Genomic DNA, 14,083 nt, shown 5'->3' with positions numbered 1-14,083 from the left:
GCTGTTCTGTATAAATTCCCAGTAATATTTCGCGGCGGTGCCAATGGACGTTTCTTATCTGCTCGACAGCCTCAATGACAAACAGCGCGACGCCGTAGCCGCCGAGCGCAGCAATATGCTGGTGCTGGCAGGGGCGGGGAGCGGTAAGACGCGCGTACTGGTACACCGTATCGCCTGGCTGATGACCGTGGAAAACTGCTCGCCATACTCCATTATGGCGGTGACTTTCACCAACAAAGCGGCGGCGGAAATGCGCCACCGTATCGGCCAGTTGATGGGCACTTCGCAGGGCGGGATGTGGGTTGGCACGTTCCACGGCCTCGCGCACCGTTTGCTGCGCGCGCACCATATGGACGCCAATCTGCCGCAGGATTTCCAGATCCTCGACAGCGAAGATCAGCTGCGTTTGCTCAAGCGTCTGATCAAAGCGATGAACCTCGACGAGAAGCAATGGCCGCCGCGCCAGGCGATGTGGTACATCAACGGCCAGAAAGACGAAGGCATTCGTCCGCACCATATTCAAAGTTTCGGTAACCCGGTGGAACAGACCTGGCAGAAAGTTTACCAGGCCTACCAGGAAGCCTGCGATCGCGCCGGGCTGGTCGATTTCGCCGAGCTGCTGCTGCGCGCCCATGAGTTGTGGCTCAACAAGCCGCATATTTTGCAGCACTACCGCGAACGCTTTACCAATATCCTGGTGGACGAATTCCAGGATACCAACAACATTCAATACGCGTGGATCCGCCTGCTGGCGGGCGATACCGGCAAAGTGATGATCGTCGGCGACGATGATCAGTCCATTTACGGCTGGCGCGGTGCGCAGGTGGAAAACATCCAGCGCTTCCTGAAAGACTTCCCCGGCGCGCAGACGATCCGCCTGGAGCAAAACTACCGTTCGACCAGCAATATTCTCAGCGCGGCGAACGCCCTGATTGAGAACAACAACGGGCGCCTGGGTAAAAAGCTGTGGACCGATGGCGTCGATGGCGAGCTGATTTCACTCTACTGCGCCTTTAACGAACTGGATGAAGCGCGTTATGTCGTCAACCGTATCAAAGCCTGGCAGGATAACGGCGGCCAGCTTTCGCAGTGCGCCATTCTCTATCGCAGCAACGCCCAGTCGCGCGTGCTGGAAGAGGCGCTGCTGCAAGCCAGCATGCCGTACCGGATTTATGGCGGTATGCGATTCTTCGAACGTCAGGAAATTAAAGATGCGCTCTCCTACCTGCGCCTGATCGCCAACCGCAACGATGATGCCGCTTTTGAGCGCGTGGTGAATACGCCAACGCGCGGCATCGGTGACCGTACGCTGGACGTGGTGCGCCAAACCTCGCGCGATCGCCAGTTGACCTTATGGCAGGCGACGCGCGAATTGTTACAGGAGAAAGCGCTGGCGGGCCGCGCGGCGAGCGCGCTGCAACGTTTCCTGGAACTGATTGACGCGCTGGCACAGGAAACGGCGGATATGCCGTTGCATGTGCAAACCGACCGGGTGATCAGCGATTCCGGCCTGCGCATGATGTACGAGCAGGAAAAAGGCGAAAAAGGCCAGACGCGTATCGAGAACTTAGAGGAACTGGTCACCGCGACGCGCCAGTTCAGCTACAACGAAGAAGACGAAGATTTAATGCCGCTGCAGGCATTTCTCTCCCACGCCGCACTGGAAGCGGGCGAAGGGCAGGCGGATACCTGGCAGGATGCGGTGCAGTTAATGACGCTGCACTCGGCGAAAGGGCTGGAGTTCCCGCAGGTGTTTATTGTTGGCATGGAAGAGGGCATGTTCCCCAGCCAGATGTCGCTGGATGAAGGCGGCCGCCTGGAAGAGGAACGCCGTCTGGCGTATGTCGGCGTGACGCGCGCGATGCAAAAACTGACCTTAACCTATGCGGAAACGCGCCGGTTGTACGGTAAAGAGGTGTATCACCGTCCGTCGCGCTTTATTGGCGAGCTGCCTGAAGATTGCGTTGAAGAGGTGCGTTTGCGCGCCAGCATCAGCCGCCCGGTTAGCCATCAACGCATGGGTACGCCGGTGGCGCAAAGCGATACCGGCTATAAACTTGGCCAGCGCGTGCGCCATGCCAAATTTGGCGAAGGCACGGTGGTGAACATGGAAGGCAGCGGTGAGCACAGCCGTTTGCAGGTGGCTTTCCAGGGGCAAGGTATTAAATGGCTGGTGGCGGCTTACGCCAAGCTCGAAACCGTGTAACTTTCAGAAAAATATCATTATTTTGTAATATTCTGCTAGCCTTATACGCTGAAGGGCAAATATTGCTCTTTAGCGTTTCGTTGCGTGTTGACGCCTTCTGAGTGCTGGCGTAACATGCGCGCACGATCACGCTAAGAGGACATTCGCCTTGGACACACCCAGTAGATACTGGCTCAATTTCCTGGTTTTCAGGAACAACTCCTAAGGCTATCTCCTCATGCTGATGGCCTTAGAGGTTGTCAGCGACCCGCTGTATTCCCCGTCGCGCTGAGTCAGGCTGTTTAATGGTCTGAAACCCAATTTGTTTCTCTGTGTGCCCACCGAACTGTCCGATATTTTTTGCATTGGGAGTCCCGGCTATGCTGAGCGCATTTCAACTGGAAAACAATCGTTTAACCCGCCTTGAGGCTGACGAAATCAAACATCTCGCCAGCTCTGTTTGGGTTGATTTGGTCGAGCCGGACGATGAAGAACGTACCCGCGTGCAAACGGAATTGGGCCAGAACCTGGCCACCCGACCTGAACTGGAAGACATTGAGGCGTCGGCGCGTTTTTTTGAAGACGAAGACGGCCTGCACATCCACTCCTTCTTCTTTTTTGAAGATGCTGAAGATCACGCAGGCAACTCAACCGTAGCATTTACCATCCGCGAAGGTCGCCTGTTCACCCTGCGTGAGCGCGAGCTGCCTGCGTTTCGCCTGTACCGTATGCGCGCCCGCAGCCAGGAGATGGTCGACGGTAACGCTTATGAACTGCTGCTGGATCTGTTCGAAACCAAAATTGAGCAACTGGCGGATGAAATCGAAAACATTTACAGCGATCTGGAAAAGCTGAGCCGCGTCATTATGGAAGGCCAGCAGGGCGACGAGTATGACGACGCGCTTTCGACGCTGGCGGAACAGGAAGATATCGGCTGGAAGGTGCGCCTGTGTCTGATGGATACCCAGCGTGCGTTGAACTTCCTGGTGCGTAAGGCGCGTTTACCGGCCGGTCAGCTTGAGCAGGCGCGCGAGATCCTGCGCGATATCGAATCCTTGCTGCCGCACAACGAATCGTTGTTCCAGAAAGTGAACTTCCTGATGCAGGCGGCGATGGGCTTTATCAATATCGAGCAGAACCGCATCATCAAGATCTTCTCGGTGGTATCGGTCGTGTTCCTGCCGCCGACGCTGGTGGCTTCCAGTTACGGCATGAACTTTGAATTTATGCCCGAACTGCACTGGAGCTTTGGCTACCCTGGCGCAATCATCTTTATGATCCTCGCGGGGCTCGCGCCTTATCTCTACTTCAAGCGCCGTAACTGGCTATAAAACAAAAAGGTTCAGCATCACGCTGAACCTTTTTTATTACAGGCTCCAGTCCTGTTTGCCCTTCACTTTTAAATCGTAATACCAGATGTTGGCTCGACAGGCGATGATGGCGTTGACCATATAACCCAGGAAGCCAATGTTAAAAATAACCGCAACCACGATAACGACTATGTTGATAACTAAAACTAACAGGGCTTTCTTCCACAAACCAAGGATCAGCAAATAGATAATAGAAAAAAACCAGGCGAAGAAGTTGAAAGAGACTTTTATCTTCTGCCCGAAAGTCATTTCTTTATAGGCGTTTTTCCATGCCGGGCTCATCCCCCAAAAAGATGGGTAGCCATTCTTCTCATAGAATGCGAAACGATATTTCCATTTGTCGCTTAATGAATGGTCGCTTTTATAATCATAAGTGTTGGTGTTACTCATTTTCCCCTCCTGAAATAGACACGTGGTCCGTCGAATTAATTTGTTGCTTTAACTGCGTCGGTGCGAGCATAAAGACGAAAAATACCAGCACGTCGTAACCGAAATAGATTCTGATACCTAAGCTCACGCACTCTACATCGCTGACAACACCGGTGGCGGCAACCGCCAGCGAGGCCAGGTAGACCAGCAATGAAAAAATGACCACATAGCGGCCTTTGGCACCGCTATCTCTGCAGCGTTGCGCGTTAATATTTAGCTTTAAATAGGTGTAAAGCAGAAAGCACACCAGCGGCAGAACAGGCAGTTCGGCCACATTAAAGGCGACAACTAAAAAGAGAATATGCAGAAGTAAAAATATAAGGATATACGGCCCACGCGCGAGGCACGTTTTGCCCGATGGCAAAAAAATCCTGCGGATCATCGCTGATTCATCCTGAATAACGTAATGACGAAGGGGCAAACATAGCATTCCATTGCGCATTACGCGATTGGGTAAATCCTTACCTCTAAATTTTTGTAGGTATTGGGCGGCTATTCCGCCCATGTGTTTAATCAGGCTTTTTTGCGTAACCCGCGCTGCGTATAAACCGCGTCGAGAACAAAGATAGCCAGCGCAACCCAGATAAAGCCGAAGGTCACCATTTTATCCGCGCCGGGATGTTCGCCGTAAAAAAGCACCGCCAGCACGAACATCAATGTCGGGCCGATGTACTGGAAGAAGCCGAGCGTCGACAGGCGCAGACGCGTTGCCGCACCGGTAAAACAGAGCAGCGGCACCGTGGTTACGACACCTGCGGCCATTAAAAGCAGATTAAGCGACAGACTGTTTTGCCCCATATGGCTGGTCGGACTGTCGGTAATGCCGAACAACCAAATCGCCGCTACCGGCAGCAGCCACAGCGTTTCTATCAACATGCCGGTTTGTGCCTCCACCGCAATCTTTTTGCGCAGCAGGCCGTAAAAAGCAAAGCTGAAGGCCAGGCCAAGCGCGATTATCGGCAGCGAACCAAATGTCCACAGTTGTACCAGCACACCGATCGCCGCCAGCAGCACCGCCAGCCACTGCATGCGGCGAAAACGCTCGCCCAAAAACAGCATCCCCAGCAGAATATTCACCAGCGGGTTAATAAAGTAGCCCAGGCTCGCTTCCAGCATATGGTTATGGTTTACCGCCCAGATAAACAACAACCAGTTTCCCCCTACCAGTATCGCAGAGAGCGCCAGCAGCAGGATCTTTTTCGGCGTTTGCAGCAGGGCTTTCACGCTGCTCCACTGGCGGCTAACGCTAATCAACGCCAGCATAAAGAAGAAGGACCAGATCACGCGATGTGTAAGAATTTCGTCGGCCGGAACGAACCAGATCGTTTTGAAGTAAGCCGGGGCAACGCCCCAAATAAAATATGCGGCCAGGGCAAGAAGCACGCCCAGCCGCGTCTGTTTTGCATCCATCGGGAAAGCTCGTAGCTGAAATGAATCCTCATGGTACCCGATTTTTCTGACCGGCTCACCCCACCATATAGGTGGCGGTCGCGCTGGCGATGTAGAGCTGTTCTTCGTTGTGCAGCTCTACGCGCGCGACGGCAACTTTATTACCCGCGCGCAGCAAGCTGCTACTGGCGGTAAAGCGCGTACCGCGGCCCGGTCGCAGGTAATCGACGCGTAAATCGATCGTGCCCATCCGTGCTAAACGCTGGCGCAGCTCCTCTTCACTAATGGTTTCATGGCGGGTTAACGTGCTGCCCACGCAAACCAGACCCGCGGCGACATCCAGCGCGGAGGCAATCACGCCGCCGTGTAAAATGCTTTGCGCCCAGTTGCCGACCATCATAGGCTGGTTAGTGAAACTCAGCTGCGCGTACTCTTTTTCATAGCGCTCCAGCTCCAGCCCTAACGCACGATTAAACGGCATGTGGTACACGAATATCTCGCCGACCGTTTTCAGGACTTCTTCCGCTGTGAGAACAACTGACATGGCTATCTGATCCGATGAGTTAATGAAATGTTGATTTTATGCTTATCGATTGTTGATTTCCACTTTAGGAACCGATACATGAGCAGTGACTCAATAAATATGTAGAATACTTGCGGGGAAATTCGTCAATTCAACAATATGATTTGGAGCAGCAAACCGATGCGGACCTCTCTGGGTTGGTTTTTCGCAGTGCTTGCACTGCCGTTTATGGCTTACGCACAAGAAGCGACGGTAAAAGAAGTTCATGATGCACCTGCCGTGCGCGGCAGCATCATCGCCAATTTATTGCAGGAGCACGACAATCCGTTCACGCTCTACCCTTATGAATCCAACTACGTTATCTACACCGATACCAGCGATCTGAACAAAGAAGCGATTCGCTCCTATAACTGGGCGGATAATGCGCGCAAAGATGAAGTGAAGTTCCAGCTCAGCCTGGCGTTCCCTCTCTGGCGCGGGATTCTGGGGCCAAACTCGGTGTTCGGTGGGTCCTACACGCAAAAATCCTGGTGGCAGTTGTCAAACAGCGGAGAGTCTTCTCCATTCCGTGAAACCAACTACGAACCGCAACTGTTCCTTGGTTTCGCCACTGATTACGAATTTGCTGGCTGGACGCTGCGCGACGTGGAATTTGGCTTTAACCACGATTCGAACGGGCGTTCCGACCCGACTTCACGCAGCTGGAACCGCGCCTATACGCGATTGATGGCGCAAAGCGGCAACTGGCTGGTGGAAGTCAAACCCTGGTATGTGGTGGGATCGGTTGATGACAACCCGGATATCACCAAATATATGGGTTATTACCAGCTGAAAATTGGCTACCAGCTGGGCGATGCGATCCTCAGCGCAAAAGGACAATATAACTGGAATACCGGTTACGGCGGCGCGGAACTCGGTCTAAGCTACCCAGTAACTAAACACGTACGTCTTTATACGCAGGTCTACAGCGGGTACGGCGAATCGTTGATTGACTACAATTTCAATCAGACACGTGTCGGCGTGGGCGTGATGCTTAACGATCTGTTTTAAGCGTTGCAGTTTCTCTCTCAGGCGCTGAAAATAGCGCCTGTTTTTATTTCAGGCAAATGGGGTCAGAGTGGCACAGGCGGAAGTATTGAATCAGGAATCGCTGGCGAAACAGGTTCTGCAAGAGACCTTCGGCTACCAGCAATTCCGCCCGGGCCAGCAGGATATTATCGACACCGTGCTCAGCGGCCGCGACTGCCTGGTGGTGATGCCGACCGGCGGCGGGAAATCCCTGTGTTACCAAATTCCGGCGCTGGTATTAGATGGCCTGACGGTGGTGGTTTCACCGCTCATCTCGCTGATGAAAGATCAGGTCGATCAGCTACTGGCAAACGGTGTTGCAGCAGCATGCCTGAACTCTACCCAGAGCCGCGAACAGCAATTTGAGGTGATCAACGGCTGTCGCAACGGCCAGATTCGCCTGCTTTATATCGCTCCCGAGCGCCTGATGCTCGACAACTTCCTCGATCAGCTGCGCCAGTGGAATCCGGTGCTGTTGGCCGTGGACGAAGCGCACTGTATTTCCCAGTGGGGCCATGATTTCCGCCCGGAATACGCCGCGCTGGGCCAGTTACGCCAGATGCTGCCTTCCGTGCCGTTTATGGCGCTTACCGCCACCGCCGATGACACAACCCGCCGCGATATCGAGCGTTTGCTGGGGCTTCACGATCCGCTGATTCAGGTCAGCAGCTTCGACCGCCCGAACATTCGCTACATGCTGATGGAAAAATTTAAGCCGCTCGATCAGCTACTGCGTTATGTGCAGGAGCAGCGCGGCAAGTGCGGCATCGTGTATTGCAACAGCCGGGCGAAAGTGGAGGACACCGCCGCCCGTTTGCAAAGCCGTGGTTTTAGCGCGGCGGCTTATCATGCCGGGCTGGAAAACGAGGTGCGGGCGCGCGTACAGGAACAGTTCCAGCGCGACGACCTGCAAATTGTCGTGGCGACGGTGGCGTTTGGTATGGGCATCAATAAGCCCAACGTGCGCTTCGTGGTGCATTTCGACATTCCGCGCAATATCGAATCCTATTATCAGGAAACCGGTCGCGCCGGACGTGACGGCCTGCCTGCGGAAGCGATGCTGTTTTACGATCCGGCGGATATGGCGTGGCTGCGCCGCTGCCTGGAAGAGAAGCCCGCCGGGCCGTTGCAGGATATCGAACGACACAAGCTCAATGCGATGGGTGCCTTTGCCGAAGCGCAAACCTGCCGCCGTCTGGTGCTGCTGAACTACTTTGGCGAAGGTCGCCAGGAGCCCTGCGGTAACTGCGATATTTGCCTCGATCCGCCGCGCCAGTACGACGGGTTGCAGGACGCGCAAAAAGCGCTGTCGGCTATTTACCGCGTGAATCAGCGTTTCGGTATGGGCTATGTGGTGGAAGTACTGCGCGGGGCGAACAACCAGCGCATCCGCGAGTTTGGTCACGACAAATTACCGGTGTATGGAATTGGTCGCGAGCAGAGCCACGAACATTGGGTGAGCGTGATCCGCCAACTGATTCACTTAGGCTTCGCCACACAAAACATTGCTCAGCACTCGGCATTGCAGCTCACCGAAGCGGCGCGTCCGCTGCTGCGCGGTGAAGTCCCGCTGATGCTAGCGGTGCCGCGTATGGTGGCGCTGAAACCGAAAGTGATGCAGAAAGCGGCGGTCGGCAATTACGACCGCAAGCTGTTCGCCAAGCTGCGCAAGTTGCGTAAAGCGATCGCCGATGAAGAGAATATTCCGCCGTACGTGGTCTTTAACGACGCTACGCTGATTGAAATGGCCGAACAGATGCCGCTCTCTCCCGGTGAGATGCTCAGCGTCAACGGGGTGGGTACGCGCAAACTTGAACGCTTCGGCCAGGAGTTCATGGCGTTGATTCGCGCGCATGTCGACGGCGAAGAAGAGTAGTCAGCCTGCGAAAAAAATGGGAGGATGGTTTCCCCCTGAACTATTTTCCCGCGAGTTATCTATGTTGATGTTATTTCTCACCGTGGCGCTGGTGCATATCGTCGCACTGATGAGCCCCGGCCCCGATTTCTTCTTCGTTTCACAAACCGCCGTCAGCCGCTCGCGCAAAGAAGCGATGATGGGCGTGCTCGGTATCACCACCGGCGTCATGATTTGGGCCGGCGTGGCACTGCTCGGCCTGAACCTGATCCTCGCAAAAATGGCGTGGCTGCATAACATCATTATGGTCGGCGGCGGCCTGTATTTATGCTGGATGGGCTACCAGATGTTGCGCGGCGCGCTGAAGAAAGGGCCGCAAAGCAGCGATGCGCCGCAGGTTGAGCTGGCCGCCAGCGGACGCAGCTTTATCAAAGGGTTACTGACCAATCTCGCTAACCCGAAAGCGATCATTTACTTTGGCTCAGTGTTTTCACTGTTTGTTGGAGATAGCGTGGGCGCTGGCGCGCGCTGGGGTATTTTTATGCTGATTGCGGTGGAAACCTTTGCCTGGTTTACCGTGGTCGCCAGCCTGTTCGCCTTACCGCAAATCCGTCGGGGTTATCAGCGTCTGGCGAAGTGGATTGATGGTTTTGCTGGCGCACTGTTCGCCGGTTTTGGTATCCACCTGATTATTTCCCGCTAAGCGATAAACGCCGGATCGCCGCTATCCGGCTCTCTTTTCAGGCGTGTCTTGCCGATGCCAGCAGCGCGCCGACCAGCATAAACAACGAACCAAACACTTTGTTCAACGCTTTCATCTGATGCGGGCCTTTGATCCATGCCGCAATGCGCTGCGCCAGCGTGGCGTAGCCAATCATCACAATGATATCCACCACGATGGTGGTGACGCCGAGCACCACGTACTGCATCACTTGCGGTTGATGCGGGACGATAAACTGCGGGAACAGTGCGGCGAGAAAAACAATGCTCTTCGGATTGGTCAGGTTGACGAATACGGCGCGTTTAAACAAACGCCCGCGCGTTTGAGTTTTTGCCAGCGTATTGAGATCGATAGCGCCCGCAGCGCGCCACTGCTGGATGCCAAGCCAAATCAGATAAGCCGCGCCCGCCCATTTCAGCACTTCAAAGGCCAGCACCGAGCGTGAAAATAATGTGCCTAAACCGACACCGACCAGCACGATGTGAATGGCTAAACCGGTTTGTAGCCCGGCAATCGACGCCGCCGCGCCGCGATAACCGTGGCTGATGGACGTGGACATGGTGTTAATCGCGCCGGAGCCGGGGGACAGGCTCAGGATTAAGGATGTCAGCAGGTAGGCGAACCACCATTCGAAGGTCATGAGAAACTCCCTGGATATCGGTTTTTATGCCACAATACGCTATTGGCAGCGGAATTTGCTATGGGTCACAAAAAACGATTTTACATGGCTAAAAGGGGCGAAATCCCAATGTTTCGGCACAAATCGACATGGGAAACCAGAGAAAAAGCGTTCGCGGCTTTTACCATGGGACCGCTGATGGATTTCTGGCGTTCGCGGGAAGAAGCGGTCTTTACCGGCGTGGACGATGTGCCGGTCAGTTTTGTCCGTTTTCGCGCGCAAAGTAACGACCGCGTTATTGTGATTTGTCCCGGCCGCATCGAAAGCTACGTAAAATACGCAGAGCTGGCGTATGACCTGTTCCACCTCGGTTATGACGTGTTGATTATCGATCATCGCGGCCAGGGGCGTTCCGGGCGAATGTTGCCGGACACGCATCGTGGCCATGTGGTGAAATTCAGCGATTATGTCGACGATCTGGCGGCGTTCTGGGATCAGGAAGTGGCCAGCGGGCCGTGGCGCAAACGCTATATCCTTGCCCATTCGATGGGTGGTGCCATTTCCACCTTGTTTTTGCAGCGCTATCCGCAAGCCTGCGATGCGATTGCCCTGTGCGCGCCCATGTTCGGCATTATCATTCGCCTGCCAGAATGGATGGTGCGCCCGTTGCTGGACTGGGCTGAAAGCTACCCGAGTCTTCGTGAAGGTTACGCTATTGGCACCGGGAGCTGGCGCCCGTTGCCGTTCGCGATAAACGTGTTAACCCACAGCCGCGAGCGCTATCGCCGTAACTTGCGTTTTTATGCCGATGAACCGCAGCTTCGCGTTGGCGGGCCCACCTGGCACTGGGTACGCGAAGGGATCCTCGCCGGTGAACACGCGCTGGCAGGGGCGGAAAACGACGCCACGCCGACATTGATTATTCAGGCAGAAGAGGAGCACGTGGTGGATAACCGCATGCATCAACGCTTCTGTGAACGACGCGCCGCAGCGGGCCACCCTTGTGAAGGGGGGAAACCGTTGGTCATACAAGGCGCGTACCATGAGATCCTTTTTGAAAAGGACGCTATGCGCTCGGTCGCGCTCAACGCCATCGTCGAATTCTTCGACCGGCATAACTGATGAATTATTGAGGTTAAATTTTCTTATGTACCAGGTTGTTGCATCTGATTTAGATGGCACATTGCTCTCCCCCGACCACACACTGTCGCCCTTTGCCAAAGAAACGTTAAAACTGCTTACCGCGCGCGGCGTCAACTTCGTCTTCGCCACCGGCCGCCACCATGTGGATGTCGGACAAATCCGCGACAATCTGGGCATTAAAGCCTATATGATCACCTCCAACGGTGCGCGGGTACACGACACCGATGGCAATCTGGTGTTCACCCATAACCTGGATCGCGACATCGCCACCGATCTGTTCGGCGTGGTGCATAACGAGCCGGATATCATTACCAATGTCTACCGCAACGATGAGTGGTTCATGAACCGCCACCGCCCGGATGAGATGCGTTTCTTTAAAGAAGCGGTGTTCCAGTATTCGCTGTATGAGCCGGGTTTGCTGGAGCCGGAAGGGATCAGCAAAGTCTTCTTCACATGTGAAAGCCATGAAAAACTGCTGCCGCTGGAGCAGGCCATCAACGCCCGCTGGGGCGATCGCGTGAACGTCAGTTTCTCTACCTTAACCTGCCTGGAAGTGATGGCGGGCGGCGTGTCGAAAGGCCATGCGCTGGAAGCGGTCGCCGGCGCGCTGGGTTATAGCCTGAAAGAGTGCATCGCCTTTGGTGACGGTATGAACGACGCGGAAATGCTGTCGATGGCGGGCAAAGGTTGCATTATGGGTAACGCTCACCAGCGCCTGAAAGAACTGCACCCGGAGCTGGAAGTGATTGGCACCAACGCCGATAACGCCGTACCGCATTACCTGCGTAAGCTGTTCCTCGAATAAGATTGACGAGTGGTTTTAAATTAACCACTCGTCAACTAAATACTCAAACTTTGCGCAACTGAGTTCGCTACAATGCCTGTCCACTCATCGAAGAGACATTCATTGTGGCGTTACTCATCATCACCACTATTTTGTGGGCTTTCTCTTTTAGCCTGATTGGCGAATACCTTGCGGGCCATGTCGACAGCTACTTCTCCGTGCTGATGCGCGTGGGGCTGGCGGCGCTGGTCTTTTTACCGTTTCTGCGTGCGCGTGGGCATAACCTCAACACCATTGGCCTGTATATGCTGGTGGGCGCGCTGCAACTGGGCATTATGTACCTGTTCAGCTTCCAGGCGTATCTCTACCTGACGGTGTCTGAATTCCTGCTGTTTACCGTTTTCACACCGCTGTATGTCACCCTGATTTACGATCTGCTCAGTAAGCGCGGGCTGCGCTGGAGCTACGCGCTGAGCGCCGGGCTGGCGGTAATTGGCGCGGCGATTATTCGCTACGACAAAGTGAGCGATCACTTCTGGATTGGTCTGATTCTGGTGCAACTGGCGAATATCAGCTTTGCCATTGGTATGGTCGGCTACAAACGCCTGATGGAGACGCGCCCGATGCCGCAACACAACGCGTTCGCCTGGTTTTATCTTGGCGCATTCGTGGTCGCCGTTGTGGCGTGGTTTGTGATGGGTAATCCGCAGAAATTGCCGACCACGACGCTGCAATGGAGCGTGCTGGTGTGGCTTGGCGTGGTGGCATCCGGGTTGGGTTATTTTATGTGGAACTACGGCGCTACACAGGTGGACGCCGGGACGCTCGGCATCATGAACAATGTGCATGTTCCCGCCGGGTTACTGGTTAACCTCGCGATCTGGCAGGAACAACCGCACTGGCCGAGCTTTATTATTGGTGGTGCGGTGATAATGGCCTCGCTGTGGGTGCATCGCCGTTGGGTCGCTCCGCGCTCCGCACAAACGGCAGATGGTCGCAAGCGTGGTTCCGCGCTGAGCGAATAAACGCTTCCGTTACCGGCTGACGCTGCTCGCCGTCGCGCACGGCGGCGTACAGCCGGCTCCACAATCCTTCGCCCAGGGTTTTGGTCACTATCAGACCCTGGCGCTCAAAACTCTCCACCACCCAGTGCGGCAGCGCCGCAATGCCCATCCGCGCGGCAACCATCTGAATCAGCAGCAGCGTATTATCAACACTTTTCAGCGACGGGCTCACGCCCGCCGGTTGCAGGAAGTGACGCCAGATATCCAGGCGGCTGCGCTGTACGGGGTAAATCAGCAGCGTTTCGCTGGCGATATCGTCCGGCGTGATGCGCGCTTTCGCCGCCAGCGGATGATCGGGGGCGAGCACCAGACGCACTTCAAAATCAAACATCGGCGAATAGTGCAGACCGCTGCGCGGCAAAATGTCGGAGGTCATGACCAGATCCAGCTCGCCCTGTTGCAGCGCAGGTTGCGGATCAAACGTGACGCCGGATTTGAAATCCATCTCCACTTGCGGCCAGTTCTGGCGGAAGTTCTCAAGCGCAGGTGTCAGCCACTGAATACAGCTATGGCACTCAATAGCGATGCGCAGCGTGGCTTGCTGCGGCTCATTGCAGGCCTGCAGCGCGCGGCTAATCTGCGGCAGCACCTGATTCGCCAGTTGCAGCAGAATTTCACCCTGCGGCGTAAAGCGCAGCGGCTGGCTTTTCCGCACAAACAGACGAAAGCCAAGGCGCTGTTCCAGATCGCTGAACTGGTGGGAAAGCGCGGACTGCGTTTGATGCAGCGTTGCCGCCGCTGCCGCCAGCGACCCGCTGTTTCGTAACGCCTGTAGCGTTTTCAGGTGTTTAATTTCGATCATGAAAGTCCTTCACTCCGGCATGAACATTTTGCGCTTGAGGAATATACAGTACCTACACAATATGGATGTGTAAACATCTGGACGTCTAAAAATCCTGTGTCTTTCGAATTAATGGTGCGTTGGCTGCGCTC

14 protein-coding genes are annotated in these 14,083 nt (G+C 55.0%); 8 read left to right on the top strand and 6 right to left on the bottom strand.

The genetic code is table 11. The features are described from left to right. Positions 1–43 precede the first annotated feature (43 nt). Positions 44–2,206: a DNA helicase II gene (gene uvrD / locus AAIG26_RS21655; protein ID WP_343181449.1), complete on the top strand. Its 2,163-nt coding sequence runs from the start codon at positions 44–46 to the stop codon at positions 2,204–2,206. 359 nt (positions 2,207–2,565) lie between these two features. Further along, the gene (gene corA / locus AAIG26_RS21650; protein ID WP_017459737.1) at positions 2,566–3,516 is read left to right on the top strand and encodes a magnesium/cobalt transporter CorA; all 951 of its coding nucleotides are present in this window, start codon (positions 2,566–2,568) and stop codon (positions 3,514–3,516) included. 36 nt (positions 3,517–3,552) lie between these two features. Here the strand turns inward: corA and AAIG26_RS21645 are convergent, their stop codons facing one another. Genes AAIG26_RS21645 through yigI form a run of 4 tightly spaced genes read right to left on the bottom strand, consistent with a single transcriptional unit; the run spans position 3,553 to position 5,917 of the window. Then, positions 3,553–3,945 (bottom strand): DUF2628 domain-containing protein, encoded by a 393-nt coding sequence (locus AAIG26_RS21645; RefSeq protein ID WP_343181447.1) that lies wholly within the window; start codon positions 3,943–3,945, stop codon positions 3,553–3,555. Further along, a complete protein-coding gene (locus tag AAIG26_RS21640; RefSeq protein WP_233500434.1) occupies positions 3,938–4,489 on the bottom strand; it encodes a hypothetical protein in 552 nt (183 codons plus the stop codon). Before AAIG26_RS21640 ends, AAIG26_RS21645 begins: the two co-directional genes overlap by 8 nt. Positions 4,490–4,497: 8 nt before the next feature. Next, entirely contained in the window at positions 4,498–5,394 is an 897-nt protein-coding gene (rarD, locus tag AAIG26_RS21635; protein WP_343181446.1) for an EamA family transporter RarD, read from the bottom strand. Positions 5,395–5,449: 55 nt separating this feature from the next. Next, on the bottom strand, positions 5,450–5,917 hold the full coding sequence (gene yigI / locus AAIG26_RS21630; RefSeq protein WP_020456022.1) for an acyl-CoA thioesterase YigI: 468 nt from the start codon (positions 5,915–5,917) through the stop codon (positions 5,450–5,452). 159 nt (positions 5,918–6,076) lie between these two features. Between yigI and pldA the strand changes: the two genes are divergently transcribed. From pldA to rhtC, 3 genes are all read left to right on the top strand, one after another. Then, positions 6,077–6,946 (top strand): phospholipase A, encoded by an 870-nt coding sequence (pldA, locus tag AAIG26_RS21625; protein ID WP_044489770.1) that lies wholly within the window; start codon positions 6,077–6,079, stop codon positions 6,944–6,946. 67 nt (positions 6,947–7,013) lie between these two features. After that, positions 7,014–8,840 carry an ATP-dependent DNA helicase RecQ gene (recQ, locus tag AAIG26_RS21620; protein ID WP_045512953.1) on the top strand — a complete coding sequence of 609 codons (1,827 nt, stop codon included), beginning with the start codon at positions 7,014–7,016 and terminating at the stop codon, positions 8,838–8,840. Positions 8,841–8,901: 61 nt separating this feature from the next. After that, on the top strand, positions 8,902–9,522 hold the full coding sequence (rhtC, locus tag AAIG26_RS21615) for a threonine export protein RhtC (protein WP_020456025.1): 621 nt from the start codon (positions 8,902–8,904) through the stop codon (positions 9,520–9,522). 37 nt (positions 9,523–9,559) lie between these two features. On the opposite strand, the gene rhtB is transcribed toward rhtC, so the two are convergent. Next, positions 9,560–10,180 carry a homoserine/homoserine lactone efflux protein gene (rhtB, locus tag AAIG26_RS21610; protein ID WP_020456026.1) on the bottom strand — a complete coding sequence of 207 codons (621 nt, stop codon included), beginning with the start codon at positions 10,178–10,180 and terminating at the stop codon, positions 9,560–9,562. Positions 10,181–10,288: 108 nt separating this feature from the next. Between rhtB and pldB the strand changes: the two genes are divergently transcribed. From pldB to AAIG26_RS21595, 3 genes are all read left to right on the top strand, one after another. Further along, a complete protein-coding gene (pldB, locus tag AAIG26_RS21605) occupies positions 10,289–11,281 on the top strand; it encodes a lysophospholipase L2 (RefSeq protein WP_343181445.1) in 993 nt (330 codons plus the stop codon). 25 nt (positions 11,282–11,306) lie between these two features. After that, on the top strand, positions 11,307–12,107 hold the full coding sequence (gene yigL / locus AAIG26_RS21600; protein WP_020456028.1) for a sugar/pyridoxal phosphate phosphatase YigL: 801 nt from the start codon (positions 11,307–11,309) through the stop codon (positions 12,105–12,107). A 104-nt stretch (positions 12,108–12,211) separates the two neighbouring features. Then, positions 12,212–13,111, top strand: a complete 900-nt coding sequence (locus AAIG26_RS21595; protein ID WP_343181443.1) for a carboxylate/amino acid/amine transporter — start codon at positions 12,212–12,214, stop codon at positions 13,109–13,111. Here the strand turns inward: AAIG26_RS21595 and metR are convergent. Next, positions 12,999–13,952 (bottom strand): HTH-type transcriptional regulator MetR, encoded by a 954-nt coding sequence (gene metR, locus AAIG26_RS21590; RefSeq protein ID WP_020456030.1) that lies wholly within the window; start codon positions 13,950–13,952, stop codon positions 12,999–13,001. The two genes, AAIG26_RS21595 and metR, sit on opposite strands and share 113 nt — an antisense overlap. Positions 13,953–14,083 lie beyond the last annotated feature (131 nt).

Source organism: Kosakonia sp. PSU_27 (assembly GCF_039409795.1).
Lineage (GTDB): Bacteria > Pseudomonadota > Gammaproteobacteria > Enterobacterales > Enterobacteriaceae > Kosakonia.
This window is presented reverse-complemented; position numbering and strand designations above follow the sequence as displayed.

Bases quoted from the DNA above. Each gene is read 5' to 3' on its own strand.
- uvrD (WP_343181449.1), top strand. From the start codon at position 44: ATGGACGTTTCTTATCTGCTCGACAGCCTCAATGACAAACAGCGCGAC.
- corA (WP_017459737.1), top strand. From the start codon at position 2,566: ATGCTGAGCGCATTTCAACTGGAAAACAATCGTTTAACCCGCCTTGAG.
- AAIG26_RS21645 (WP_343181447.1), bottom strand. From the start codon at position 3,945: ATGAGTAACACCAACACTTATGATTATAAAAGCGACCATTCATTAAGC.
- AAIG26_RS21640 (WP_233500434.1), bottom strand. From the start codon at position 4,489: ATGGGCGGAATAGCCGCCCAATACCTACAAAAATTTAGAGGTAAGGAT.
- rarD (WP_343181446.1), bottom strand. From the start codon at position 5,394: ATGGATGCAAAACAGACGCGGCTGGGCGTGCTTCTTGCCCTGGCCGCA.
- yigI (WP_020456022.1), bottom strand. From the start codon at position 5,917: ATGTCAGTTGTTCTCACAGCGGAAGAAGTCCTGAAAACGGTCGGCGAG.
- pldA (WP_044489770.1), top strand. From the start codon at position 6,077: ATGCGGACCTCTCTGGGTTGGTTTTTCGCAGTGCTTGCACTGCCGTTT.
- rhtC (WP_020456025.1), top strand. From the start codon at position 8,902: ATGTTGATGTTATTTCTCACCGTGGCGCTGGTGCATATCGTCGCACTG.
- rhtB (WP_020456026.1), bottom strand. From the start codon at position 10,180: ATGACCTTCGAATGGTGGTTCGCCTACCTGCTGACATCCTTAATCCTG.
- pldB (WP_343181445.1), top strand. From the start codon at position 10,289: ATGTTTCGGCACAAATCGACATGGGAAACCAGAGAAAAAGCGTTCGCG.
- yigL (WP_020456028.1), top strand. From the start codon at position 11,307: ATGTACCAGGTTGTTGCATCTGATTTAGATGGCACATTGCTCTCCCCC.
- metR (WP_020456030.1), bottom strand. From the start codon at position 13,952: ATGATCGAAATTAAACACCTGAAAACGCTACAGGCGTTACGAAACAGC.